The organism is Actinomadura sp. NPDC048021 (genome assembly GCF_040653135.1).
In the GTDB taxonomy this organism is placed as follows: Bacteria; Actinomycetota; Actinomycetes; order Streptosporangiales; family Streptosporangiaceae; genus Spirillospora; species Spirillospora verrucosospora.
The window spans coordinates 75,669-99,989 of sequence record NZ_JBEZJQ010000033.1 but is presented as its reverse complement, the minus strand read 5'-3'; the positions used below and the strand labels follow the sequence as shown (position 1 = coordinate 99,989).

21 protein-coding genes are annotated in these 24,321 nt (G+C 72.6%); 9 read left to right on the top strand and 12 right to left on the bottom strand.

Annotated features, from left to right (window positions below):
* The first annotated feature begins 593 nt into the window (after positions 1 to 593).
* Positions 594 to 1,373 (top strand): hypothetical protein, encoded by a 780-nt coding sequence (locus AB0C87_RS37685; protein WP_360581597.1) that lies wholly within the window; start codon positions 594 to 596, stop codon positions 1,371 to 1,373.
* Here the strand turns inward: AB0C87_RS37685 and AB0C87_RS37680 are convergent.
* Both AB0C87_RS37680 and trxA read right to left on the bottom strand, forming a co-directional pair.
* Entirely contained in the window at positions 1,291 to 2,184 is an 894-nt protein-coding gene (locus AB0C87_RS37680) for a putative RNA methyltransferase (protein WP_353835913.1), read from the bottom strand. The genes AB0C87_RS37685 and AB0C87_RS37680 overlap by 83 nt on opposite strands.
* 55 nt (positions 2,185 to 2,239) lie before the next feature.
* Entirely contained in the window at positions 2,240 to 2,593 is a 354-nt protein-coding gene (gene trxA, locus AB0C87_RS37675) for a thioredoxin (protein WP_345171804.1), read from the bottom strand.
* A 130-nt stretch (positions 2,594 to 2,723) separates the two neighbouring features.
* On the opposite strand from trxA, the gene AB0C87_RS37670 reads away from it, so the two are divergent.
* Together AB0C87_RS37670 and AB0C87_RS37665 are read left to right on the top strand one after the other, a co-directional pair.
* Positions 2,724 to 3,728, top strand: coding sequence for a sigma-70 family RNA polymerase sigma factor (locus AB0C87_RS37670; protein WP_353835914.1), 1,005 nt, complete (start codon positions 2,724 to 2,726; stop codon positions 3,726 to 3,728).
* A 146-nt stretch (positions 3,729 to 3,874) separates the two neighbouring features.
* Positions 3,875 to 5,224, top strand: a complete 1,350-nt coding sequence (locus AB0C87_RS37665) for a class II 3-deoxy-7-phosphoheptulonate synthase (RefSeq protein WP_345171800.1) — start codon at positions 3,875 to 3,877, stop codon at positions 5,222 to 5,224.
* 143 nt (positions 5,225 to 5,367) lie between these two features.
* On the opposite strand, the gene AB0C87_RS37660 is transcribed toward AB0C87_RS37665, so the two are convergent.
* The 3 genes from AB0C87_RS37660 to AB0C87_RS37650 are packed head-to-tail and all read right to left on the bottom strand — an operon-like array spanning position 5,368 to position 8,409.
* Positions 5,368 to 5,736, bottom strand: coding sequence for an ATP-binding protein (locus tag AB0C87_RS37660; RefSeq protein WP_345171798.1), 369 nt, complete (start codon positions 5,734 to 5,736; stop codon positions 5,368 to 5,370).
* Between the two features lie 44 nt (positions 5,737 to 5,780).
* On the bottom strand, positions 5,781 to 6,107 hold the full coding sequence (locus tag AB0C87_RS37655; RefSeq protein ID WP_345171796.1) for an STAS domain-containing protein: 327 nt from the start codon (positions 6,105 to 6,107) through the stop codon (positions 5,781 to 5,783).
* Between the two features lie 43 nt (positions 6,108 to 6,150).
* Positions 6,151 to 8,409, bottom strand: coding sequence for a SpoIIE family protein phosphatase (locus AB0C87_RS37650; protein ID WP_360581596.1), 2,259 nt, complete (start codon positions 8,407 to 8,409; stop codon positions 6,151 to 6,153).
* 327 nt (positions 8,410 to 8,736) lie between these two features.
* On the opposite strand from AB0C87_RS37650, the gene AB0C87_RS37645 reads away from it, so the two are divergent.
* Both AB0C87_RS37645 and AB0C87_RS37640 read left to right on the top strand, forming a co-directional pair.
* The gene (locus tag AB0C87_RS37645; protein ID WP_360581595.1) at positions 8,737 to 12,978 is read left to right on the top strand and encodes a HAMP domain-containing protein; all 4,242 of its coding nucleotides are present in this window, start codon (positions 8,737 to 8,739) and stop codon (positions 12,976 to 12,978) included.
* Between the two features lie 71 nt (positions 12,979 to 13,049).
* Positions 13,050 to 13,706, top strand: coding sequence for a response regulator (locus AB0C87_RS37640; RefSeq protein WP_345171790.1), 657 nt, complete (start codon positions 13,050 to 13,052; stop codon positions 13,704 to 13,706).
* A 26-nt stretch (positions 13,707 to 13,732) separates the two neighbouring features.
* Here the strand turns inward: AB0C87_RS37640 and gltX are convergent, their stop codons facing one another.
* Together gltX and AB0C87_RS37630 are read right to left on the bottom strand one after the other, a co-directional pair.
* Positions 13,733 to 15,133 carry a glutamate--tRNA ligase gene (gltX, locus tag AB0C87_RS37635; RefSeq protein WP_360581594.1) on the bottom strand — a complete coding sequence of 467 codons (1,401 nt, stop codon included), beginning with the start codon at positions 15,131 to 15,133 and terminating at the stop codon, positions 13,733 to 13,735.
* Between the two features lie 62 nt (positions 15,134 to 15,195).
* The gene (locus tag AB0C87_RS37630; protein WP_360581593.1) at positions 15,196 to 15,774 is read right to left on the bottom strand and encodes a TIGR03086 family metal-binding protein; all 579 of its coding nucleotides are present in this window, start codon (positions 15,772 to 15,774) and stop codon (positions 15,196 to 15,198) included.
* Positions 15,775 to 15,871: 97 nt separating this feature from the next.
* On the opposite strand from AB0C87_RS37630, the gene AB0C87_RS37625 reads away from it, so the two are divergent.
* Positions 15,872 to 16,717: a helix-turn-helix domain-containing protein gene (locus tag AB0C87_RS37625; RefSeq protein WP_345171782.1), complete on the top strand. Its 846-nt coding sequence runs from the start codon at positions 15,872 to 15,874 to the stop codon at positions 16,715 to 16,717.
* The gene (locus tag AB0C87_RS37620) at positions 16,714 to 17,352 is read left to right on the top strand and encodes an NUDIX domain-containing protein (RefSeq protein ID WP_353832675.1); all 639 of its coding nucleotides are present in this window, start codon (positions 16,714 to 16,716) and stop codon (positions 17,350 to 17,352) included. The genes AB0C87_RS37625 and AB0C87_RS37620 overlap by 4 nt, the downstream gene beginning before the upstream one ends.
* Positions 17,353 to 17,355: 3 nt before the next feature.
* On the opposite strand, the gene AB0C87_RS37615 is transcribed toward AB0C87_RS37620, so the two are convergent.
* The 3 genes from AB0C87_RS37615 to AB0C87_RS37605 form a co-directional block, all read right to left on the bottom strand.
* Complete coding sequence (locus AB0C87_RS37615) at positions 17,356 to 18,117, bottom strand: SDR family oxidoreductase (protein WP_345171776.1); 762 nt, start codon at positions 18,115 to 18,117, stop codon at positions 17,356 to 17,358.
* A gap of 83 nt (positions 18,118 to 18,200) precedes the next feature.
* Entirely contained in the window at positions 18,201 to 19,211 is a 1,011-nt protein-coding gene (locus tag AB0C87_RS37610; protein WP_360581592.1) for a methyltransferase, read from the bottom strand.
* A gap of 87 nt (positions 19,212 to 19,298) precedes the next feature.
* Complete coding sequence (locus AB0C87_RS37605; RefSeq protein ID WP_360358028.1) at positions 19,299 to 19,799, bottom strand: HAD domain-containing protein; 501 nt, start codon at positions 19,797 to 19,799, stop codon at positions 19,299 to 19,301.
* 89 nt (positions 19,800 to 19,888) lie between these two features.
* Here AB0C87_RS37605 and AB0C87_RS37600 point away from each other — a divergent pair, with 89 nt between their 5' ends.
* Both AB0C87_RS37600 and AB0C87_RS37595 read left to right on the top strand, forming a co-directional pair.
* Positions 19,889 to 20,743 (top strand): class II glutamine amidotransferase, encoded by an 855-nt coding sequence (locus AB0C87_RS37600; protein ID WP_360358030.1) that lies wholly within the window; start codon positions 19,889 to 19,891, stop codon positions 20,741 to 20,743.
* A gap of 55 nt (positions 20,744 to 20,798) precedes the next feature.
* Entirely contained in the window at positions 20,799 to 21,611 is an 813-nt protein-coding gene (locus tag AB0C87_RS37595) for a PIG-L family deacetylase (RefSeq protein ID WP_360581591.1), read from the top strand.
* On the opposite strand, the gene AB0C87_RS37590 is transcribed toward AB0C87_RS37595, so the two are convergent.
* Together AB0C87_RS37590 and AB0C87_RS37585 are read right to left on the bottom strand one after the other, a co-directional pair.
* Entirely contained in the window at positions 21,604 to 22,746 is a 1,143-nt protein-coding gene (locus AB0C87_RS37590) for a hypothetical protein (protein WP_360581590.1), read from the bottom strand. The two genes, AB0C87_RS37595 and AB0C87_RS37590, sit on opposite strands and share 8 nt — an antisense overlap.
* On the bottom strand, positions 22,743 to 24,185 hold the full coding sequence (locus AB0C87_RS37585) for a hypothetical protein (RefSeq protein ID WP_360581589.1): 1,443 nt from the start codon (positions 24,183 to 24,185) through the stop codon (positions 22,743 to 22,745). The genes AB0C87_RS37590 and AB0C87_RS37585 overlap by 4 nt, the downstream gene beginning before the upstream one ends.
* Positions 24,186 to 24,321 lie beyond the last annotated feature (136 nt).

Here is a 24,321-nt window from a genome sequence, read left to right as displayed (position 1 = left end):
ACACGCTGTTGAGTTCTCAAGAAACGGACACCCACCGCGCCGAACCCCGCTCTCGCGGACCCCGGCTCCGGGGCAACCCTGCTAACTTACCAGACTCATCCTCGTTGTCAAGTCGATCTGCGAAGATCTTTTTGACCGTCGAAGGTGTGCCCGTCCCCCACGCGACGACACGACACCGAGCCAGAGACTCGGAGAGATCGTTCCGTGGGAGGCGCCCTGCGGGCCGGCCACCTTGCGGCGTCCTGCATCCCGTTGTGGGCTGTGCAACCCATCTTACAACAGTCCGAGCGGCGCTCGAACCATTTTCAGCGACCTGCTCCCCAGGGCCGGCCGCCTCTCGGCGTCCCGCGTCCCCTTGGGGCGAGGAAGACATTAAGACGGCTCGCCGGGACCGTCAAATCGCGGGGTCCGCGAAGCCAGCCCCCTTGTTCACCCGCCCCCACCATCGGGCGCGCTGACCTCGCCATTCACGCACTACGTGCTTCGGGTCACAGTGGGGTACCGTGCCCTCACCGCTCTCCCCCGGCGAAATGTCGCCTGGGGCTGGCGGTGGCTCCCGGGTCGGTTGCCGCCCGAGGTCAGGAGGAACGCCCGTGAACGTGCCCGCCGCCGCCCGCGCCTCGGCGGAGCGCCTCGTGGTCGCCGCGACGATGGGGCCCACGGTCCATGACGTCCATGCCTGGCGGTTCAAGGTCGTGTCCGGACTGATCGAGGTGCACGCCGACCCTGACAGGTTCCGGCCGAAGAACGATCCGGCGGGGCGGGGCCTCCACCTCAGCAGCGGCGCCGCGCTGGTGAACCTGCGTCTGGCGGCGGCGCAGCTCGGTCACGAAGCCATCGTCCGGTTGCTTCCCGATGCCGGACGTCCATCCGTCCTCGCCTCCGTGCGCCTGGCCGGACGGCACCGTGTGTCCCGCGAAGAGCGGCTCCTCTACGCCGCGACGCTCCGGCCGTTCCGTGGCGATCCGTCCGCTGCGGGCGCCTGCCCTCCGTCTCCAGTCGTCGACGAGCTGGCCGGGGAGGCGAGGCTCGAAGGCGCCGCGCTTCGGCGGCTTCCCCCGGCGCCTCACTCGGCGGGACAGCGGGCGGTGCTGACCACGCGAGGGGACTCCCCCACCGAATGGCTCCGTGCCGGCCAGGCTCTCCAGCGCCTCCTGCTGAGCGCGGTGGCCCGATCGCTCACCGCGTCGTTCGGCTACGAGGCTCTCGACGTGCCGGGCGTCGAGGAGGTGACGGAGCCGGGCGAGACCCCGCAGGTGCTGCTGGAGATCACGCAGGCCGGGGACACTCCTACTCCAGCCGCCGGTAGGTGGACAGGACGAACGACAGCGGCGCCGTCAGCGGCTCGGGCAGCGTGTCCAGCCGTTCCCTGAGCTGCTCCGGCGGGACGTGGTGCGCGCTCGGCCCCATGCCGACGAGCGTGATCACCTCGCCGTGCGTCAGGACGGTCTCGGTTTCGAGCTCCTGGCGCGAGTCCAGCTTGAAGTAGCCGGAGAGCGCGGTGTCCATGCGCTCGGTCTTGTGCTTGTCGATCGAGAGCAGACCGAGGGGCTCCACGAGTGTTCCGAGATGCCGGGGTGACGGAGTGACCGTCAGTAGCAGCCCGTCGTCTCGGAGCACGCGGTGGAACTCGGTCGCGTTGCGCGGGGCGAACACGTTGACGACGATGTCGGCCGCACCGTCGCGCAGCGGGAACGGGCGCCAGAGGTCCGCGACGACGGCGCCGCAGCGCGGGTGCGCCTTCGCGGCGCGCCGGGCCGCGTGCTTGGAGATGTCCAGGGCCAGGCCGACGGCGTCCGGCGCCCGGTCGAGGATGCGGCTGAGATAGTGCCCCGTCCCGGCTCCCGCGTCGAGGACGAAAGAGGGAGCGGCGCGAGAAACGCTCCAGGCCAGCCGATCCGCGAGAACCGCGAAGTGGCCGGCCGTCAGGAACTCGTCCCGCGCGCGGACCATCTCCGGTGTGTCGGCCGTCCCCGGACGGGCGTTGCCCGGCAGGAGGTTCGCATATCCCTGTCGCGCGACGTCGAAAGCATGCCCGCCCGGGCAGGCCAGGCGGCGGTCGGCCAGTTCGAGGTCGGCTCCGCACACGGGGCACACCAGGTATCGGACGACATCGGCGAGCATCCGTCCATCATCGACCATGCCGGCCGGTGAAGGGGCGGCGGCGTCCGCTTCTTTGCCCACGCGCCTCCGCGGCGCCCGCCGCGCGCCTCGTGCGCGCAACCCGGCGGGCCGCGGGTCAGGCCTTCGCGCGCCGGCGGACGTCCTCCATGTCGAGGCCGCGGACCTGCTCGATCACGTTCTCCAGCACCGACTCGGGCAGCGCGCCCGGCTCCGCGAACACGATCATGCCGTCGCGGATCGCCATCAGCGTGGGGATGGACCGGATGCCGAAGCGCTCCGACAGCTCGGCCTCGGCGTCGGTGTCCACCTTGCCGAAGACGATGTCCCCGTGCTTGTCCGCCGACCGCTCGAACACGGGCGCGAACCTCTTGCAGGGGCCGCACCACTCCGCCCAGAAGTCGACCAGCACGATGCCGTCGCCCTGAGCCACCTCGTCGAAGTTCTCAGCGGTCAGTGTGACCGTCGCCATGTCGGTTTCTCCTCAGTCGGGGTATCACGACGTAGAGCGGCTTACAGCCTCGCAGTATTCCCCACCTGGGAATCACAGAGCGGTAATTGGCGTTCTCCTCCTAGGGAGATCGCACCGGAGAAGGGTCAGGATGGCTGGAACCCGTACCAAGGGCGACAGGGTCGAAGTCCCCGACAAGGATCTTGTCGGGGCGTACCTCGACCGGATCGGCCGTACTCCCCTGCTCGACGCGCAGGAGGAGGTTGATCTGGCCAAGGCGATCGAAGGGGGCCTGTACGCCGAACAGCTGCTCGAGGAGGGGACGGTGCCTGAGGGCGCGTCCCGCGAGGAGCTGGCGGAGCTGGCCGCGGCGGGGCTGCGCGCGAAGCAGCGCTTCGTCGAGGCCAACCTGCGGCTGGTCGTCTCGATAGCCCGGAAGTACCCGACCGACTCGTTGCCCCTCATCGACCTCATCCAGGAGGGGAACCTGGGGCTGATGCGCGCGGTGGAGAAGTTCGACTACCGCCGCGGCTTCAAGTTCTCCACTTACGCCACCTGGTGGATCCGGCAGGCGATCGGCCGTGGGCTGAGCCACACCGCCCGCACGATCCGCCTGCCCGTCCATGTGGAGGAGGAGTTGTCCCGGCTGCGGCGCGCGGAGCGCCAGCTCAGCCGCGAGCTCGGCAGGGAACCCACCCGCGAGGAGCTCGCGGGCGCCGTCGGCGCCGAGGCCGAGCATGTCGACGAGCTGCTGCGCTGGCGGCGCGACCCGGCGAGCCTGGACGCGACCGTCGACGACGCCGGCGAGACGCCCATGGGCGACCTGCTGGAGGATCCCGACGCCGTCACCCCGGAGGCGGAGATCCTCGCGCTGGACGACATCGAGGGCCTCGGACGGCTGCTGGACCGGCTTCCCGAGCGCGAGTCCGCGATCCTGCGGGCCCGGTTCGGGATGGACAGCGGGCAGCCGCTGTCGTACGCGCAGATCGGCGCCCGCTACGGGCTGAGCCACAACCGCGTCCGGCAGATCACCGACCGCTCGCTGCGACGGCTGCGCCAGCTGGCCGGCGAGACGGACCTGAGCGGCCGCCGGGCGCTCGCGGGCGGCCACGGCACCGCGCGGGAGCCGGCCGCGGCCGGGTCCCGGGCGGCCTGACCGGGCGGTCCGAGCGGCGTCCCGCCGCACGATCGGCGACGGGCGGCCCCGCGAACGGGGCCGCCCTGCCGCGTCAGGGCCCGCGAGCCCCCCGGCGCGCGGGCCTTTCCGTCCACGCAGGGCGGGCCGTGCCATAGCCTTTCAGGGTGAGTAATTCCGCCGTCATCGGGGACCTCGACGCGTGGCGCGCCCTCCCCGCTCTCCAGCAGCCCGATTGGGACGATCCGGCCGAGGTAGGCGAAGTCGCCGCCGAGCTGGCGGCCCAGCCGCCGCTCGTGTTCGCGGGCGAATGCGACCAGTTGAAGGCGCAGCTCGCGGACGTCGCCCGCGGTGAGGCGTTCGTCCTGCAGGGCGGCGACTGCGCCGAGACGTTCGAGGGGTCGAACGCCGACGCGGTCAAGAACAAGCTGAAGACGCTGCTGCAGATGGCGGTCGTCCTCACCTACGCGGCGAGCGTTCCCGTCGTGAAGATCGGCCGGATGGCGGGCCAGTACGCCAAGCCGCGCTCCAAGCCCGTGGAGACCCGCGGCGGCGTGGAGCTGCCCGCCTACCGGGGCGACGCGGTCAACGGCTTCGCCTTCGACGCGGACTCCCGCCGCAACGACCCGCATCGCCTGCTCAAGGCCTACCACTGCTCGGCGGTGACGCTGAACCTGTGCCGGGCGTTCACCAAGGGCGGCTACGCCGACCTGCGCCAGGTGCACGCCTGGAACCAGGACTTCGTCGCCCAGAGCCCGGCGGGCCGTCGCTACGAGCAGCTGGCGGGCGAGATCGACCGGGCGCTGACGTTCATGAAGGCGTGCGGGGCGAACCCCGACGAGTTCCACGGGGTGGAGTTCTACTCCAGCCACGAGGCGCTGCTGCTGGAGTACGAGCGCGCGCTGACCCGCATCGACCATCTGAGCGGCCTGCCCTACGACGTTTCGGCGCACTTCCTGTGGATCGGCGAGCGGACCCGGCAGCTGGACGGGGCGCACGTGGAGTTCCTGCGCCACATCCGCAACCCGATCGGCGTGAAGCTCGGCCCGACGACCTCCGCCGACGACGCGCTGGCCCTGATGGAGAGGCTGAACCCGGAGCGCGAGCCCGGCCGGCTCACCTTCATCACCCGAATGGGCGCCGACCGCATCCGCGACGCTCTGCCGCCGCTGATCGAGAAGGTCCACCAGAGCGGGGCCCCGGTCGCGTGGATCTGCGACCCGATGCACGGCAACACGTTCGAGGCGCCGAGCGGGCACAAGACCCGGCGGTTGGACGACGTGCTCGACGAGGTGGCCGGGTTCTTCGAGGTCCACCGGGCCCTCGGCACCCACCCGGGCGGCATCCACATCGAGTTCACCGGCGACGACGTGACCGAGTGCGTGGGCGGCGGCCAGGGGCTCGCCGAGGCCGACCTGCACCAGCGCTACGAGACGGCCTGCGACCCCCGGCTCAACCGGGGCCAGTCGCTGGACCTGGCCTTCATGGTCGCGGAGCTGTACCGCAAGTCGGTCTGACCGGCTTCTCTGACCGGGAGCGCGCTCGCCCGCCGTGTGCGGCGGGCGCGCTGCCGGTCAGACCCCGTGCGGAAAGCGCGTTCCAGGCGGGACGCGTGCGGGACGTCGGTCTGCCGGCCACCGCCGTGCCAGATGTCGACCTGTCAGATGTCGACCTCGGCCCACACGACCTTTCCGCCGGTCACCGGGTCGGCGCCCCAGGAGTTGGCGAAGCGGTCGACGATGAACAGGCCGCGGTGCGACTCGTCCAGGGGGCCGGGCACGGTCAGCCGGGGCAGCTGGGACGCGCGGTCGCGGACCTCGACGCGGATCCGGCCGCTGCCGCGCAGCAGCCGCAGCTCCAGGGCCGTCCCGGCGTGCCGGACGGCGTTGGCGACGAGCTCGGCCACGATCGCCGTGACGAGCTCCTCACGGTCCATGAGCGCCCAAGTGCGCATCGTGCGGGCCGCGAGTCGCCTGGCGTACTCGACCGCCTCGGTCTGGGGCGCCGCGCGCAGCGTGGTCTCGGTCATCGGGTCGGTCACTCCGCCCGCTCGCCGTTCTTCATCGTGTCCCTTCACCGCCCATCGGCCGGAGCCTCCTCCACCGGATCCTCCATGAGGAAACGGTCGAGCCCCGTCGTGCGCAGCACGTTCTCGACGCGGCCGTAGGCCCCGGTGACGGTGAGCGTGGCGTTCTGCGCACGCGCGTGCTTGTACGCGCGGACGAGAACGTTCAGGCCGGAGGAGTCACAGAAGTCGACCGCCGCGAGGTCGACGACGACCGACCGCTCGCCCGCGTCCACGAGCTCGGTCAGCCGAGCGCGCAGCTCGTCGGAGGAGTGCAGGTCTATCGAGCCGCGCGCGGCGATCGTCGCACGGCCTTCCTGTCGTGTCGTGTGCAAGGCAAGCCCCACGCCACCCCACCTTACCGATTGTTGGTCTCCATCATGACGCCCGCAGAACGATGAGGGCAACGTCGTCGTTCGACGGCTCCGGGCCGAAGTCGCGGACGGCACGCTGGATGCGCGCCGCCACCGCTCCGGCGCTCAGACCGGTGCAGCCTGCGAGAAGCCGCTCCAGGCCGTGCCCGTCGCCGAGCAGCCGGTTGCCGGAGCGCCGCTCGGTGACGCCGTCGGTCACGCAGAGCAGAACCTCTCCGCGCCGCAGCTCGACGGTGTCGGTGGTGAACTCCACGCCGTCGAAGACGCCCAGCAGCGGCTGGGGCGAGGCGGCCTCGCGGACGCCGCCCTCCGGATCGAGCACCAGCGGGGGCGGGTGCCCCGCGCTCGTCAGTTTGATCGTCACGCCGTCGCGGCGCCGGCGGGCCGCGATCTCGCCGTGCAGCAGGGTGAGCAGCCGCCCGCGCTCGCCCTCGCCGAGGATGAGCCGGTTGAGCCGGGCGAGGACGGCCGGGACGGACAGGTCCTCGGCGGCGAGGATGCGCAGCGCGTGCCGGGCCAGGCCGGTGACGGCGGCGGCCTCGGGGCCGGTGCCGCACACGTCGCCGATGGCGAACCGCCAGCGGGTCGCGGGGGCCGCGCCGCCGGGCCGGCGGCCGCTCGCGAAGACGTCGTAGAAGTCGCCGCCGACCTCGCTGCCCTCCCCGGCGGGCTCGTAGACCACCGCCACCTCCAGGCCGGGGATCTCGGGGATGCCGGGCGGCAGGAGGCTGCGCTGCAGGGCGCTGCTCATGGCGGTCTGGGCGGAGAACAGGCGCGCGTTGTCGACGGCGAGGGCGGCGCGGCGGCTCAGCTCCTCGGCCAGCTCGATCGCGCTGCGCGGGAAGCGGTCGCCGGCCGGGCGGCCGATCACGATGGTGCCGATGCGCCGGCCGCGGGCGATCAGGGGGAAGGCGTAGACCTGGTCGGTGGCGGTGTCGCCGGCGGCGGCCCGGACCTCCCCGGGCGCGGCGGCGAGCCCGTTCCAGGGCCCGGGGGCGTCGGTGGGCGGGGCGGCGCCCGCGTGTTCGAGCAGGTCGCGCAGGCCGTCGGAGCGCTCCTCGTCGGCGTGCCACACGTAGGCGAGCCGGTCGGGCTCGGCCTCGGTGACGGTGTAGACGGCGCACCAGGTGGCCAGGCGCGGCACGACGAGCTGGGCGACCAGCGCCATCGTGCGCTCCTGGTCGAGGGTGCCGGCGAGCAGGTCGCTGGCCTCGGCGACGAAGCTCAGCCAGCCGCGCCAGGATCGTTCCAACTCGCCGACCCTGGCCTTCTCCAGGGAGAGCGACATCTCGTCGGCGAGCCGGCCGAGGCGGGCGCCGTCGGCCTCGCCGAAGCGGCCGGACAGGGACGAGACGGCGACGATCAGGCCTGTCAGGCGGCCCTGCGACTCCAGCGGGGCGGCGGCCAGCGAGGAGGCCCGCAGCGCCGCCGCGATCGGGTCGGAGGCGTCCGCGGCGACCCAGGCGGAGCCGGCGCGGGCGGCGGGGGTGAGGGAGGAGACCGACAGCTCGCCGAGCGGCATCTCGGCGGCGGTCCCGGCCGCCGAGCCCATGATCAGCCGTCCGTCGCGTTCCGTCAGCAGGACGGCGGCGCCCTCGGCGCCGAGGAGCTCCCGCGCGGCGGCGACGCCGTCCTCCATGGCCTCCACGGCCGCCGGAGAGCGCAGGAGCCGGTCGCCGGCCGCGGGGATCTCGCCCGTGCCGCCCGCGAGCCGGCCCTCCCGGGCCTGCCCGCCGGTGCCGGGCCCCTCGCGCGCCTGCTCGGCCGCGTCGCGGGCCCGGGCGGGGAGTTCGTCCCGCAGGGAGCCGGTTCCGGCGATGTCGGCGGTGAAAGCGGCCTCCGCGCCCTCCGCGGCCGCGCCCTCGGCCGGCACCGCGGCACCGGCGGCGCCGGGACGGGGCAGCCGGAACCAGACGCCCTTGGTGCGGCGGTCGTAGGAGACGCCCCAGGAGTCGGCGAGGCGGGCGATGGACGGCAGGCCGCGCCCGCTGGAGGCGGTGACGCCCGGCATCTCGATGCCCCGGGTGGGGTGGCGGTCGCGGACCTCGATCTCGACGTTCCCGCCCGCCAGGCGGCAGGAGACCTCGAACGAGGTCCCCGCGTAGGCGATCGCGTTGGTGGCGAGCTCGCTCGTCGCGAGGACGGCGTCGTCGGCCACCTCGTCCAGACCCCAGTCGGCCAGCACCTTGCGGACGAACCGGCGCGCGTCCGCCACCGCCGCCGCGGCGGACGGGAAGGTGGCCGTCGCCGTCTGCCGATCCAACTGTCGTCCCTCGTTCGAAGCGTTTTCTACCCGGGCCTGGCTATCGTGGCAGACTGCTCGGCCGCCCGGCACCGAGAGCCGCGAACCCGCCCCGGAACGCGTCCGGCCTGGGCCTTCACGATCCCGCCACAACACGACAGACCGTAACACGAAGGCTACGAGGGAGGACGCGCCCCCGGTCCCGCCCGGGCGGCGGAACCACGCGGAAGAAAGTCCGCCGCCGCGCGGCGACGTAGAGTACAGGTGCGGCCGATGAGGCCCCTAGAGCAGCCAGGAGTCCGTGGTATCCGGATAACCGACGAATCGCGGGCCAGGAGGATGAAGAGCATGCCGCGTACCGCGTCACGTGCCCGCCCGAGCGGCGGGTACCGCGACACCACCCCGCGTTACAGCGACGCGGACCTCGAACCGCTCCTGAAGGCGCTGGTCGCCGTCCGGGACGGCAAGGCGAGGTCGGAGCTGGACGTGCCGGGCGAGGGGGCCGTGGCGGAGGCCGCCGCCGTCCTGGAGGAGATCCGGGAGAACGGCATGGAGCTGGCCTCGGGCCTGAGCCGCGTCCGGAAGGAGATCGGCCGGGAGGGCCAGCTGCGGGGACGCCTGACGCCGGGGACGCTGCGGGGCACCTGGGCGGGCGCGGTGGAGGACGCGAACGCGATCATCGACAAGCTCACCGACCTCGCCACCGGGATGAGCCAGGTGGTGGAGGCGGTCGCGGCCGGCGACCTCAGCCAGCGGGTGGAGCTGCGGGTGCGCGGCAGGCCGATGCGCGGGGAGCTCCTGCGCATGGCCAGGTCGGTCAACGGCATGGTCGAGCTGCTCGACCAGTTCACCTGGGAGGTCACCCAGTTCGCCCGCGAGGTGGGCACCGAGGGGCGGCTCGGCGGCCAGGCGCCCGCCCGCGGCATGACCGGCCGCTGGCGGGACGTGACCGCGTCGGTGAACGTGATGGCATCGCGGCTGACCTCGCAGGTCCGCGACATCGCCGAGGTCACCACGGCGGTGGCGCGCGGCGATCTGACCCGCAAGGTGACGGTCGAGGCGACCGGTGAGCTGCAGGAGCTGAAGCTCACCGTGAACACGATGGTCGACCAGCTGTCGGCGTTCGCCGGCGAGGTCACCCGCGTGGCGCGCGAGGTCGGCACGGAGGGGCAGCTGGGCGGCCAGGCGAACGTGCCGGGCGTCAGCGGCGTCTGGAAGAACCTGACCGACAACGTCAACGCGATGGCGAACAACCTGACCTACCAGGTCCGCAACATCGCGCAGGTCACCACCGCCGTCGCCGAGGGCGACCTCGGCAAGAAGATCACGGTCGACGCGCAGGGCGAGATCCTGCAGCTCAAGAACACCGTGAACACGATGGTCGACACCCTCTCGGCCTTCGCCGACGAGGTCACCCGCGTGGCCCGCGAGGTCGGCACCGAGGGCCGCCTCGGCGGCCAGGCCCGGGTCCCCGGCGTGAGCGGCGTGTGGAAGGACCTGACCAACAACGTCAACGGCATGGCGTCCAACCTGACCTACCAGGTCCGCAACATCGCCCAGGTCACCACCGCCGTCGCCGAGGGCGACCTCGGCAAGAAGATCACGGTCGACGCGCAGGGCGAGATCCTGGAGCTCAAGGACACCGTGAACGCGATGGTCGACACGCTGTCGGCCTTCGCCTCCGAGGTGACCCGCGTCGCGCGGGAGGTCGGCACGGAGGGCCGGCTCGGCGGCCAGGCGATCGTGCCCGGCGCGGGCGGGGTCTGGCTCGACCTGACCGACAACGTCAACTCGATGGCGAACAACCTCACCAACCAGGTGCGCGGCATCGCGCAGGTCACCACGGCGGTGGCGCAGGGCGACCTGACCCGCAAGATCGAGGTCGACGCGCAGGGCGAGATCCTCCAGCTGAAGACCACCCTCAACACGATGGTCGACACGCTGTCGGCGTTCGCCGACGAGGTCAGCCGCGTGGCCCGCGAGGTCGGCACCGAGGGCCGCCTCGGCGGCCAGGCCCGGGTCCCCGGCGCGGGCGGCATGTGGAAGGACCTGACCGACAATGTCAACGGCATGGCGTCCAACCTGACCTACCAGGTCCGCAACATCGCGCAGGTCGCGACCGCGGTCGCGCACGGCGACCTGACGCGGCGCATCGACGTGGACGCTCAGGGCGAGATCCTCGAACTGAAGACCACGCTGAACACGATGGTCGACACGCTGTCGTCGTTCGCCTCCGAGGTCACCCGCGTGGCGCGGGAGGTCGGCATCGAGGGCCGTCTCGGCGGTCAGGCGGAGGTCGAGGGCGTCTCGGGCACGTGGAAGCGGCTCACCGAGAGCGTCAACGAGCTGGCCGGCAACCTCACCACCCAGGTCCGCGCGATCGGGGAGGTCGCGAGCGCGGTCGCCACCGGCGACCTGACCCGGACGATCACCGTCGAGGCGCGCGGCGAGGTCGCCGAGCTGAGCGACAACGTCAACCTGATGGTCGCGACGCTGCGCGAGACGACCCGCGCCAACGAGGAGCAGGACTGGCTCAAGACCAACCTGGCGCGGATCGGCGGGCTCATGCAGGGCCACCGCGACCTCCAGCAGGTCGCCGACCTGATCATGCGTGAGCTGACGCCGACCGCCAGCGCCCAGTACGGCGCGTTCTACCTGGCCGAGAGCGCGGGCGAGGACACCGACCTCGCGCTGATCGCCGGGTACGGGACGCGGCGGCACCGCGGCGGGGCGGTCCGGTTCGGTCTCGGGGAGGGCCTCGTCGGGCAGGCGGCGCAGGAGCGCCGGCCGCTGCTGATCGCCGACGCCCCCGCCGACTACGTCAAGATCGGATCAGGTCTCGGCGAGGCGTCCCCGGTCAACATCATCGTGCTGCCGATCGTGTTCGAGGACGAGGTGCTCGGCGCGATCGAGCTCGCCTCGTTCGGCCGGTTCACCGACGTCCACCTGGCGTTCTTCAGCCAGCTGATCGAGACGATCGGGGTCACGCTCAACGCGATCCGGGCCAACACCCGCACCGAGGCGCTGCTCGGCGAGTCGCAGCGGCTCGCGCAGGAGCTGCAGGAGCGCTCGGACGAGCTGCAGCGCCAGCAGGGCGAGCTCCGGCACTCCAACACCGAGCTGGAGGAGAAGGCGGCGCTGCTGGCCCAGCAGAACCGCGCGATCGAAATCCAGAACTTCCAGATCGAGCAGGCCAGGCGGACGCTGGAGGAGCGCGCCGAGCAGCTCGCGATCTCGTCCCGGTACAAGTCGGAGTTCCTGGCGAACATGTCGCACGAGCTGCGCACGCCGCTGAACAGCCTGCTGGTGCTGGCCAAGCTGCTGTCGGAGAACCAGGACGGCAACCTCACCGACAAGCAGGTGGAGTTCGCCCGGACGATCCACGAGTCCGGCACCGACCTGCTGGAGCTGATCAACGACATCCTGGACCTGGCGAAGGTCGAGGCCGGGAAGATGGAGGCGCATCCGCAGCGGCTGTCGGTGTCGGCGCTGGTCGACTACGTCGACGCCACGTTCCGCCCGCTGTCGGTCGACAAGGGCCTGCAGTTCGGGGTGGAGGTCGCGCCGGACGTCCCGGCCGCCCTCAACACCGACGAGCAGCGGCTCCAGCAGGTGCTGCGGAACCTGCTGTCGAACGCGGTGAAGTTCACCGCCGAGGGCGAGGTGCGGCTGCTGATCGAGCGGGCCGGCGACATCGACTTCACGCTGCCCGCGCTGTGGAACACCCCCGACGTGATCGCGTTCCGCGTGATCGACACCGGGATCGGCGTGAGCGCCGACAAGCTCCAGGAGATCTTCGAGCCGTTCCAGCAGGCGGACGGGACCACGAGCCGCCGCTACGGCGGCACCGGGCTCGGCCTGTCGATCAGCCGGAACATCGCGCGGCTGCTGGGCGGGGAGATCCACGCCGAGAGCCAGCCGGGTCGCGGCAGCGTGTTCACGCTCTACCTGCCCGCCCAGTACAGCGACCGCGACGGCCGGCGCCGCTCGGCGCTGCCGGACGAGGCGGTCGCCGCGGGGGCGGAGGCCGCGCCCGGGGCGATCTCCGCCGGCCCGCAGGGCAACGGCGGCGCCGGGGGCCCGGCCGCGGAGGGCGCGCTGCCGGTGGAGCAGCGCCCGCCCGGCGCGCAGCGCGCCGGCAAGTCCGAGCAGGCGCTGAACGGGATGCTGCAGGAGCCGCCCACGGACTTCCTCGACACCGTCCTGTCGGGCCGCAAGGTCCTGATCGTCGACGACGACGTGCGGAACGTGTTCGCGCTCACCAGCGTCCTGGAGGGCTACGGCATGGAGGTCCTCTACGCCGAGGACGGGCAGGCCGGGATCGACGTCCTGCACCGCAACCCCGACGTGGCGGTCGTGCTGATGGACATCATGATGCCGGGCCTGGACGGTTACGCCACCACGGCCGCGATCAGGGAGATGCCGCAGTTCGCCGAGTTGCCGATCATCGTCATCACGGCCAAGGTGATGAAGGAGGACCGGGAGAAGAGCCTCGCCTCGGGCGCGTCGGACTACGTGCCGAAGCCCGTGGACGTGGACCATCTCCTTGACGTCATGAGGAACTGGCTGCAGCCCTCCATCGTCCGCTGAGGAGAGGAGCCGGACAGTAGGGTCGCCGTGGGGGTGCGGCGCTGGCGGGGACCGGGATCGGAGAGACGCGCGTGGACGACAAGGCCAAGATCCTGCTCGTGGACGACCGCGAGGAGAACCTGATCGCGCTGGAGGCCATCCTCAGCTCGCTCGATCAGGACCTGGTCCGGGCGCGATCCGGTGAGGACGCGCTGAAGGCGCTGCTCACCGAGGAGTACGCGGTCATCCTGCTGGACGTCGTCATGCCGGGCATGGACGGGTTCGAGACGGCCCGCGACATCAAGCGCCGCAAGAAGACCCGCGACCTGCCGATCATCTTCCTCACGGCGGTGAACAGCGACCCCGACTACGCCTTCCGCGGCTACGCGGCGGGCGCGGTCGACTTCATCTCCAAGCCGTTCGACCCGTGGGTGCTGCGGGCCAAGGTCTCGGTGTTCGTGGAGCTGCACAACAAGAACAAGCAGCTCCGCGACCAGACGGCGCTGCTGCGCGAGCAGGCCGCCCTGCTGAGGGACCAGACGGCCCTGCTCAAGGCGCGGCCCGCGGAGGCGCCGCAGGAGGCGCCCGCCGACCGCGCCGCGGGCGACCGGCTGGCCTCGGTGGAGGAGCAGGCGGAGGTGCTCGGCAAGCACCTCCCGGCCACGCTGCGCGACGAGTACGAGGAGCTCAGCCACAGGCTCATGCTCCTCCGCGAGGCCCTGGACGGGCAGGCGCCCACCGCGGACTGACCGCTTCGCGGCCGCCGCGGGGGCGGCTAGGCGCCGGCCTCCAGCCGGGCGCGGGCGGCGGCGATGCGGGCGAGGGTGCGGTCGCGGCCCAGGATCTCCAGGGACTCGAACAGCGGCAGCCCCACGGTGCGGCCGGTGACGGCGACGCGGACGGGCGCCTGGGTCTTGCCGAGCTTGAGCCCGTGCTCGGCGCCGACCCGCTCCAGCCGGTCCTTCAGCTCGGCGGCGTTCCACGGCGCGTCCTGGTAGGCGGCCTCGGCGGCGGCGAGGATCGCGGCGGCGGGCTCCTTCATGGCCTTGTTCCAGGACTGCTCGTCGGACGGCGGCTCGTCCAGGAACGCGAAGTCGATCATCTGGACGATCTCCGACAGCAGCGCGACGCGGGTCTGCGCGAGCGGAGCCAGCTCGGCGAACACCACGACGTCGACGTCGAAGGGCGCCTCCTGCAGGAACGGCAGGCACTCGGCGATGAACTTCTCGGGCGCCAGGGCCCGGATGTACTCGCCGTTGATCGCGCGGAGCTTCTTGACGTCGAAGAAGGCGGGCGAGGTGTTGACGTCCTCGATGCGGAACTCGTCGACCATCACGTCCCAGGGGACGATCTCGCGGTCGTCGGACGGCGCCCAGCCGAGGAGCATCAGGTAGTTGCGCATGGCCTCGGCGAGGTAGCCCTCGGCGCGGTAGTCCTCCAGGGCGACCTTGTCGCGGCGCTTGGACAGCTTCTGCCGCTTCTCGTTGACGATGACGGGCACGTGCGCCCACACCGGGGGCTCCGCGCCGAGCGCCTCCCACAGCAGCTGCTGCTTGGGCGCGTTGGACAGGTGCTCCTCGCCGCGCACCACGTGGGTGATGCCCTGGCTCATGTCGTCGACCGCGTTGGCCAGCAGGAACGTGACGGACCCGTCGGCGCGGGCGATGACGAAGTCCTCAAGGACGGCGTTGTCGAAGACCGGCTTGCCGCGCAGCAGGTCGACGACGGTGGTCTGCCCCTCGTCGGGGGTGCGGAACCGGAGGGCGCGTCCGGGACCCGCCTCCAGGCCGCGGTCGCGGCAGAAGCCGTCGTAGCCCTTGTGCTGGTCGCCGGTCCGGGCGATGACGGCCTCGCGGGAGCAGTCGCAGTAGTAGGCGCGCCCGGCGTCCTTCAGCGTGTGGACGGCCTCGGCGTGCTTGTCGGCGTTGGCGGACTGGAAGTAGGGGCCTTCGTACTGCCCGCCGTCCATCCCGAGCCACGCCAGGGCGCGGATGATGCCCTCGGTCCATTCGGGGCTGTTGCGGGAGGCGTCGGTGTCCTCGATCCGCAGCACGAGCGTCCCGCCCGACTGGGCGGCCATCGCCCAGTTGAACAGCGCCGAACGGGCGCCGCCGACATGGAACATGCCGGTCGGTGACGGGGCGAAACGTACGCGGATCGAAGAGGTCGAAGACATGCCTACCAGCGTAGAGCGCGCGGGGCCCCGCTCGCGCCGGGACCCGCGCGCGGGCCCGGGTTTCAGGGCTTCCAGTACGGGTCGCGGCCGGACAGCCCGAGGAGGCGGTCGAGCAGCGGCGCGTCGTCCGGCACGGCGACCTCGGGACCGAGCGCGCCGTACTGGCGGCTGATCTCGGCCGTGGAGGCGACCTGCTGCCAGGCGGCCTGGAGCACCGGCTCCGGGAAGGCGGGCTCGCGGCCGGCGGCGACGGCGAGGTCCCAGCCGTGCAGGACGCACTCGCCGAAGACGATCCCGGCGATGAACCCTGCGGGCATGCCCTCATTGTTGCCGGTGAGGCTGGTGTTCCCCTCCCAGGCGGCCGGGTCCTGCCATGCCTCGGCGGTCCGGCGGGCCTGCTCCGCGAAGCGCTCGGCCCAGCCGGGCTCGGCGGTGAAGTCGTGGTCCTCCCCCGGTCCGGCGGGCGGCTCCTTGCGCGCGGCGGTCTCGCCCCGCGCGCTCCAGAAGATCAGATGGTTGAGAAGGGCCCGCACGTCCCAGTCCGGGCAGGGCGTGGGCGCGTCCATCCTCTCTTCGGGGACCTCCAGGACGATCCGCGCCGCGGCCTCCGCGGCGGGCGTCATCTGGCTCCGGATATCCATGGTCTCTTCCTCGCTCGTCCGTTCGAACACACCTGCACGTTAGGACGAGTCGGCGGCGCCGGTCTTGAACAAACGCGACACCGATTAGCCTGGGCAAGTGGAAGGACCCCTACCCGGCGGGACGCGGGGCATCCTGCACGCGCGGACGGGGCTGGAGCGGTTCCGGATCGAGCGGCTCGAACCGCCCGCCGCGCTCGCGCCGTTCGTCGCGAACTTCTGGGTGCTGCGCTGGGACCTTCGGGGACGCCCGCCGCACCGCCAGCGGATCCTCACGCGCCCGTCGGTCCACGTCACGTTCACCAGCTACCTGACCGCCGGGACGACGCGGGCGCGGATCGCGGGCGTCGTGCGGGACGACTTCGTCGAGGAGATCCACGGCGAGGGGCGCGTGGTGGGGGCCGCCTTCCGGCCCGGCGGGTTCAGGCCGTTCATGGACGCGCCGGTGTCCACGTTGACCGGCCGGTTCCCGGGGGTGGACGAGGTCTTCGGCGAGGAGGGCCTGAACCTCGCCGGGGAGGTGTTCGCGACCGCCGACGCGCACGCGGCGGTCGACCTGCTCGCGGCGTTCCTGTCCGCCCGTGCGCCCGAGCCCGACCCGTCCGCCGCCAAGGCCGCCGCGGTCGTCGAGCGGATCGCGTCGCGGCCGGGCCTGGTGCGGGTCGGCGAGCTGGCCGAGGAGGTCGGGCTGAGCCCGCGCAGCCTGCAGCGCCTGTTCCACGAGTACGTGGGCGCCGGCCCGAAGTGGGTGATCCGGCGGTTCCGGATGCAGGAGGCCGCCGAGCGGGCCGCGTCCGGAGCGGGGGTCGACTGGGCGGAGCTGGCGGCCGAACTCGGCTACGCCGACCAGGCGCATTTCACCCGCGACTTCACGGCCGCCGTGGGTACCTCGCCCGGCCGGTACGCGCGGGAGGCGGGCGCGGGGCCTGGCAGGATCGACGCATGAGCGTCCCCTTTCCCGGCCCCTTCGACGACCTCGCCGCGTTCCGGACGCTCGCCGCCGGACGGCTCGGCTCGTTCGAGCACACCACCGTCCCCGACGCGCCCGGCCTGCGCCGCGCCGGGGTGGTGCTGTGCGCTGTCGAGCACGAGGGCGTCCCTTCGGTGATCCTCATCAAGCGCGCCCTTCGGGGCCGGAACGCGGGCCAGTGGGGGCTGCCGGGCGGCCGTCTGGAGGACGGCGAGACCCCCGAGCAGGCGGCGCTGCGCGAACTGCACGAGGAGATCGGCCTGGCCGCCGGCCCCGCCGACGTCCTCGGCAGGCTCGACGACTTCCCCGCCGCCTCGGGCTTCGCGATCACACCGGTCGTGGTGGCGCTGGACGACCCGGGCCCGCTCGCGCCGAGCCCGGACGAGGTCCACTCCGTCCATCACACGACCCTGCGCAGACTCGCCGACGACGCCACCCCCGTCTGGGTCCCGCAGCCGGGCGGCGGGCGTCTGCTGCAGATGTGGCTGGGCCCCGGGTGGCGTGTCCACGCCCCCACCGGCGCGATGCTGTGGCAGTTCCGCGAGGTGGTGCTGCTCGGCCGGCCGGCCCGGGTCGCCGACTTCGCCCAGCCCGACTGGACGCGCCACTGAGCGTCAGAACGTCCCGCCGTCCACGACGACGCGCTGCCCGGTCACGTAGGACGCGGCGTCCGAGACGAGGAACCGGACCACGTCGGCGACCTCTTCGGGCGTGCACACGTGACCGTAGGGGGACGCGGCGTCCTGCTGCCGGATGTCCTCGATGCCGGCCGTCGCCCTGACCAGACGGCGGCCCATCTCGGTGTCCACCAGGCCGGGCGCGACGACGTTGACGTGCATGCCGTTGCCGCGCTCCTCCTTCGCGACCACCCGGGCGAGCGCCTCCATCGCCGCCTTGCCCATCGCGTAGGGGCCGCCGAACGGCGGCATCAGGTCCGTGGCGACGCTCGAGACGAAGACCATGTCGCTGCGCTCGGCGCGCCTCATCAGCGGGATCAGCGCCTGGCTGAGGTGGTGCGGGCCGAACGCGTGCACGCGCATGACCCGCTCCAGCTCGGCGGGGTCGGTGTCGGCGACGCTGTTGCCGCGGCTGGCGATCCCGGCGCTGTGCACGAGGATGTCCAGCTCGCCCAGCTCCGCCTCCACCCGCGCGGCCAGGGAACGGCACTGGTCGAGGTCGTCGACCGAGGCGCGGAACGCGCGGCCCCAGGCCCCCGCGGCCTCGATGTCGGCGACCGTCTTGCGCGCGGCCTCGTCGTCGCGCCGGTAGGCGACGGCGACCCTGGCGCCGTCCGCTGCCAGCGCCAGGGCGATGGCCCGGCCGATTCCCCGGCTTCCTCCGGTGACCAGGGCCGTGCGGCCGTCGAGAGAACTCACGCGACACTCCTTCGTCGGGTTGCTTGCGGCGCTCCCATCCTGCACGGCCGCGCGCCCGCGCCGTAAGCGGCCCCTGACATGAGCTAGTCCGCGACCGCCGCCTCGATGACGTGGTATGCGGTCTCACGCAGCGGCCCGGTCAGCGAGACGGCCGTGAGCCCCGCGCCGTCCAGCAGCTCCCGGAACTCGGCCTCGGTGCGTTCCCGCCCGCCGGTCGCCACGAGCATGTTGAGGTCGTTGCGGACGATGCCCGCCGTCTCCGGCGCGACCATCTCCGGCATGACCTGCTCCAGGAGCAGCACCCGGTCGTCCGGGCCCATCGCCGCCCGGCAGTTCCGCAGGATCGCGGCGGCCTTCTCGTCGTCCCAGTCATGGATGACGCTCTTGAGCACGTAGGCGCCGGGGCCCGCGGAGACGGCCTCGAAGAAGTCGCCCGGCACGATCTCGGCCCGGTCGGCGACGTCGGCCAGGGGGCCGGACGCGTCGGCCAACCCCGTCGGCAGGTCGAACAGGACGCCGCGCAGGCCGGGGTGGGCCCGCAGGATCGCGGCGAGCAGCGTGCCGTCCCCGCCGCCGAGATCGGCGACCGTCCCGTAGCGGGCGAAGTCGTGCGCCTCGATGAACGCCGGGGCGACGTCGCGGGTGTGCTCGGCCATCGCCCGGTTGAACGTCGCCGACAGTTCGGCGTCCGAGGCGAAGTACTCGAACGGCGTGCTGCCCGTCACCCGCTCCCACGCGTACTCGCCCGTGCGGACCGTCTCGGCCATGTCGCCCCACGTCCGCCACACCTGCGGGCCGCAGAACAGCCTGATCAGCGAGCGGATCGAGTCGGGGGCGTCCGCGCGCAGCCGCCGCCCCTCCTCCGTCAGCGCGAACAGGTCCGGCTCCTCCTGCTCCACGACGCCGAGGCCGGCGAGGCCGCGCAGCAGCCGGTGCAGGGACGGCGCGTGGGCGCCGGTCGCCTCCGCCAGCTCGGTGCTCGAACTCGGCCTGCCTTCGGTGAACGCGTCCGCCACCCCGAGCTCGGCGGCGACGTGGATCATCTGCGCCGGCATGAACCCGAAGGCCAGGTCCATCAGTGGTGATCTGGGCATGGTCGACTCCCTTCCTTGTCCTCCACGACGCTAGGAGGCCCCCGGAAGGGGTGTATTGGACGTTTGGAACCTCGCCCGCGCCCGCGATCAGCCCGTGCGGGCGCGCAGCCAGGCCGCGGCGGCCTCGACGTGGTCGTCGGTCAGGCCGGTCAGCGGGTCGATCTCCACGAGCAGGTGGTCGGCGACGTCCGGCTCCCCCGCGATGCACTCGGTGGCGTCCGGCTCGTCCTCGAACCAGACGAACGGCCGGTCCTCCGCCCACGCGGCGACGTGCCGGGCCTTCCAGGCGCCCAGCGTGCGCCCCTCCGTGATGCCGGGGAACCGCGGGATCGGCACGAACGGCAGTTCTGGAAGCCCGATGCGGGGAGCGATCCACTCGTTGGCGCTGTCGCACCAGTAGCTCGCCCACGCCAGCTCCGCGCCGGTGGACTCGGCCAGGTCGAGAAGCGCCGCCCCGTGCCCGGGATAGAGCCACAGCTTGTACGTCATCCCGTTCGGGGAGCACTCGTGCCGCTGGAAGCCGCGGTGCGGCCGCTCGAACGGGTTGAGCACTCCGTCAACGTCCAGCAGAACCACCGGCGACCCCATACACGGACCGTACGGCATCCCGGGCCGCCCGTCGAAGGCGATTCGGCGCGCGGAGTCTTAGGCCGCCGCCGAGCGGGCATCGTCCCTGCATGTGCCGCCTGTTCGGGATGACCACGGGAGGACCCCGCGTCCGCGCCACCTTCTGGCTGCTGGACGCTCCCGACAGCCTGCGCTCGCAGTCCCGCCGGATGCCGGACGGGACGGGTCTCGGCTGGTTCTCGCTCGGCGGGGAGCCCGTCCGCGACCGCGCCCCCGTCGCCGCGTTCCAGGACGCCGACTTCAACTCCGAGGCGCGGCACGTGGTGTCGCACACGTTCATCTCCCATGTCCGGTACGCCTCGACCGGCGCGCCCGACGTCCACAACTCCCACCCCTTCGTCATGGACGACCGGCTGTTCGCCCACAACGGGGTGGTGCGGGGCGTCGACGTCCTCGGCTCCTGGCTCACGGACGTCGAGCGGGCGCCGATCAAGGGGCAGACCGACTCGGAGTACGTGTTCGCCTACGTCACCGCGGAGATCCGGCGGCAGGGCGACACCGCGTCCGGGCTGATCGCGGCCGTCCGGCGCATCGCCGCCGAGTTGCCGGTCTTCGCGTTGAACATCCTTTTGGCCGAGTCGGGGCGGCTGTGGGCGCTGCGCTACCCCGACACCCACGAGTTGTGGGTGTCCACCCCGCACCTGACCGAGCCGGGCGCGGAACGCCACCTCGGCGCGGGGCGCGAGGAGGGCCAGGTGAAGGTGTCCAGGCACCGCGAGCCGACGCCCGCGTGCGTCCTCGCCAGCGAGCGCCTGGACGACGACCCCGGCTGGCGGCTCCTGGACCCCGGCGAGCTGCTCGTGCTGGACGGCATGGAGGCCTCCTCGGTGTTCCCGTTCGACGCGCCCGCGCACCCGCTGACGGTCGCCGACCTGAAGGGGGCCGAGTCCACCTCGCAGGCATGATCGACTGTCACACCCGGGACATAGAGTGGACGGCCGAACCTGCGAGGAGACCCGAATGACGCAAGAACTCACGCTGATGGCCGTCCACGCCCACCCCGACGACGAGGTGCTGGGAACCGGCGGCCTGCTCGCCCGCAGCGCGGCCGAGGGCGTTCGCACCGTCCTGGTCACCTGCACGAACGGGGAGCAGGGCGACGACTCCGGCGGCGTGAAGCCCGGCGAGCCCGGGCACGACGCCGGGGAGGTGGCGCGGCGCCGCCTCGCCGAGCTGCGCGAGTCGGCCTCCCTGCTCGACATCGGCCACCTGGAGCTGCTCGGCTACCGCGACTCCGGCATGGACGGCTGGTCGACCAACGACGACCCGGCGGCGTTCGCGAACATCCCGCTGGAGGAGTCCGCCGCCCGGCTCGCCGCGCTGATGGAGCGCTACCGGCCGCAGGTGGTCGTCACCTACGACGAGAACGGCGGCTACGGGCACCCCGACCACATCCAGGCCCACCGGATCGCGCTCGCCGCCGCCGAGCAGACCGGCATTCCCGACAAGCTCTACTACACGGCCATTCCCCGGTCAGGGATCAAGCAGATGTTCGAGGCCGCCCGGGCCGCGGGCCTGGACCTCGGCTTCGAGCCGCCCGAGGACTTCGGCACCCCCGACGAGCTGATCACCAGCACGCTGGAGGTCTCCGCCCATTTCGAGGCCAAGCGTGACGCCCTGCTGGCGCACGCCAGCCAGGGCGAGAACATCTTCCTGCTGAAGCTGCCGGAGGAGATGCAGAAGGCGGCGTTCTCGTCGGAGGCGTTCGTCCGCCGCTTCAGCCGGATCGAGGCGCCGGCCCGGGAGGACGACCTCTTCGCGGGCCTCAGGTAGCGCGGCGCTGCGCCCGGAAGTGGTCGAGGACGTCCTGGCGCAGCAGGTAGCCGAACCCGGCCCGTTCGAGGCGCAGCGCCAGGCCCGCGCGGTCGGTGCCGAGAGCGGCGGCGGTGGCGCCCAGCCGCCAGTCGTGCTCGGCCAGCCGCTTGAGGAGGTACCCGCGCCTGACCTGCGCCTCCGAGAGTCGGAACGTCTTCAGGTAGGCGATCTCGCCGTCCCCGCCGGTGATCATCTCCCCGATGTGGTTCTCCCGGCCCAGCGCGAACGAGGGCAGGAACCGCGCCAGCTCGAACCCGTGCAGCGACTGCACCCTCTGGCGCGACCCGTCCTCGTCGAAGAGCCGCCCGGCCATGACCTCGTCGTGGAAGGCGGCCCACTCCGCCTCGCGGATCTCCACCGCGGCGCGCAGATCGCCCAGGGTCCTGATCCCGGCGGGGTCGACCGGCGCCGACAGGTCGCGCGCCGGGGCGCCCAGCAGGCCGTACATGTAGATCAGCTCACCGAAGAGGTCCTCGACCAGCGTCGGGTGCAGCGCCCGGTAGTCGTCGGGGTGCGGCACGACGAACGCGCTGGCCAGGGCGTCGGCGACGTACACCAGCACGCCGCACTGCCCGGGATGGATCTCGAAGATCCTCAGCGCGTCCTCCAGGCCGCGCACGCGCCGGCCGAGGTAGGTCTCCTCGCAGCGGGGCGACAGCCCGTGCGCGACCGCCCGGCGCGACCACTCCTCCCAGGCGATCTCCGGACCGCCGAAGTGCAGCGCCAGATAGCCCTCGACGGCCAGGTGCAGGGGAAGGAACCGGAGCCGGTCCTTGCCCGCCTTCCTCGCCATCCGCCGCGTGAACCGCACGGGCATGCGCGGCGGGGCCGCCCGGGTGTCCCGCTCCAGGAGGCGCGCCCCGTACGAGGCGGCCTGCGCCTGGTCGCCGTCGCTCCACGTCGCGACGAAGGCGTGGGGCACGAACGAGACATAGGCCGCGTCACCCACGTCCACGACGGTCACCGGCTCCTCGAACGCCTTCCGGTGCAGCCGCAGGTGCGGCACGGGCTCGTCCCGGACAAGGGGGACGAGCCTGATCGAGCCCCACACCTGCGCGGGCCTCGTCTCCAGGCCGTCCAGCGCGGTCGTCATGCGCCCTCCCCGAGGAAGCGGGCGGTCCGGTCGGCCAGGTGCGCCCGCAGCTTCGGCAGGCCGACCCGCCCCTCGGCGAACCGGGCCAGCTCGACCAGCGTCGGCAGGTCCTCGGCGTCCCGGACGCCCGCGGTCGGCACCCCCGGCGCCAGCCGCCGCACGTCGAATCCGCCCGCGTCGTACACCGGGTTCAGGTGCACGATCATGACCCGCTGGCCCGGGGCGCGGCGGTGCCCGGGGTCCAGGCGCGTCCGCCAGACCCGCAGGACGTCCGCGGCCAGTCCCGGCGGCGCGTTGTCCCACCCGTCGGAGACGATGAGGAGCCGCTCGGGCGCCGTCTCCAGCGCGTCGATGATCCGATGGCCGAGCGGCGTCGGGCCGGACGGGTACGTCAGCAGCGCGTCGGTGCGTCCCGACGTCCACAGCGGCGTGTACTCCTTCGCGAGCGCCTCCAGCAGGTAGTGCGCGGCGAGCGCGACCGCCAGCGGGCGCCTGCGCTTCTCCCCCGAGCCCAGCGAGGAGTAGCTGTCGTCCAGAACGGCCGTGACCCGTCCCCACGAGCCGCGCGCGGCCCCGGCCACCCGCCGGGCGGCGGTGCGCAGCGCCAGGGTCAGCTCGGCTCGCCGCCGGGCCCGGTCGTCCAGCGGCAACGCCAGCACGTACGAGGCGAGCCTCGTCAGCGGCATCTCGCCCAGGTCGGCCCGCACGGCCTCGACCTTCGCCTCCCGCGCGCTCTCCTGCAGGCGCAACCGCTCCAGCCGCGTCATCCGGTGCTGGATCCGCTCCAGGAAGACCTCGCGGGGGATCTTGTGCTTGGCCGCGAAGCCCTCCGCGACCGTGTACGGGAGCTCGTAGATCGCGGCCTGCTCGTAGTGCGCCCGCCGCCACTGCTCGTAGAGGGGCGTCTGGAACGCCTTGACGCCGGACGGCGCGAACAGGAACGCCGCCTGCTCACCCCGGAGCCGCAGATGCGCGTGCCGCGCCGCGTCCTTCACCGCCGTCCGGTACTTGACGGAGTCGAAGGCCGGGTCGCGGCGCCCGGCCATCCAGTCGCGGATGACGGCGCGCGTCCGCCGGTTGTTCACGCCGAGCCGCCGCAGGTCGCGGAACAGCCGGTACACCCGCTGCGGCGGCAGCGTCTCCAGCCGCCGGGCGATCAGCCGCCCCTCGCCGCGCCGCCGCTCGACCCCCACGTCGCCCGCGCGCACCAGGAGATTGCGGATGATGATCGCCGCGTTGTGGTCGTTGACGTCCAGCGCGAGCACCGCCGCGTACATGTCGCGGTAGTTCTCCAGCATGTACTCGTGCAGGAACTCCAGGCTGAGCCGCTGCTCCCCCGAACCGTGGTGGAACTCCCGCTGCCCGGTGGACGTGATCGCCGCGTTCACGAACATCAGCACGTCCTCGCACGCGACGAGGTCGGCGAACGTCTCGCTCATCACTCCCCCGGTCGGTCGAAGGCGCCGGCCGGGGAATGGGGGCGCGAGCAGCGAAGCATCGCTTAATAGGCAAGTTCCGGAAGTCGCACCGAAGTCCCGCGGCCGGCCCCCGCACCGTAGCACCGCATTTCTCGCG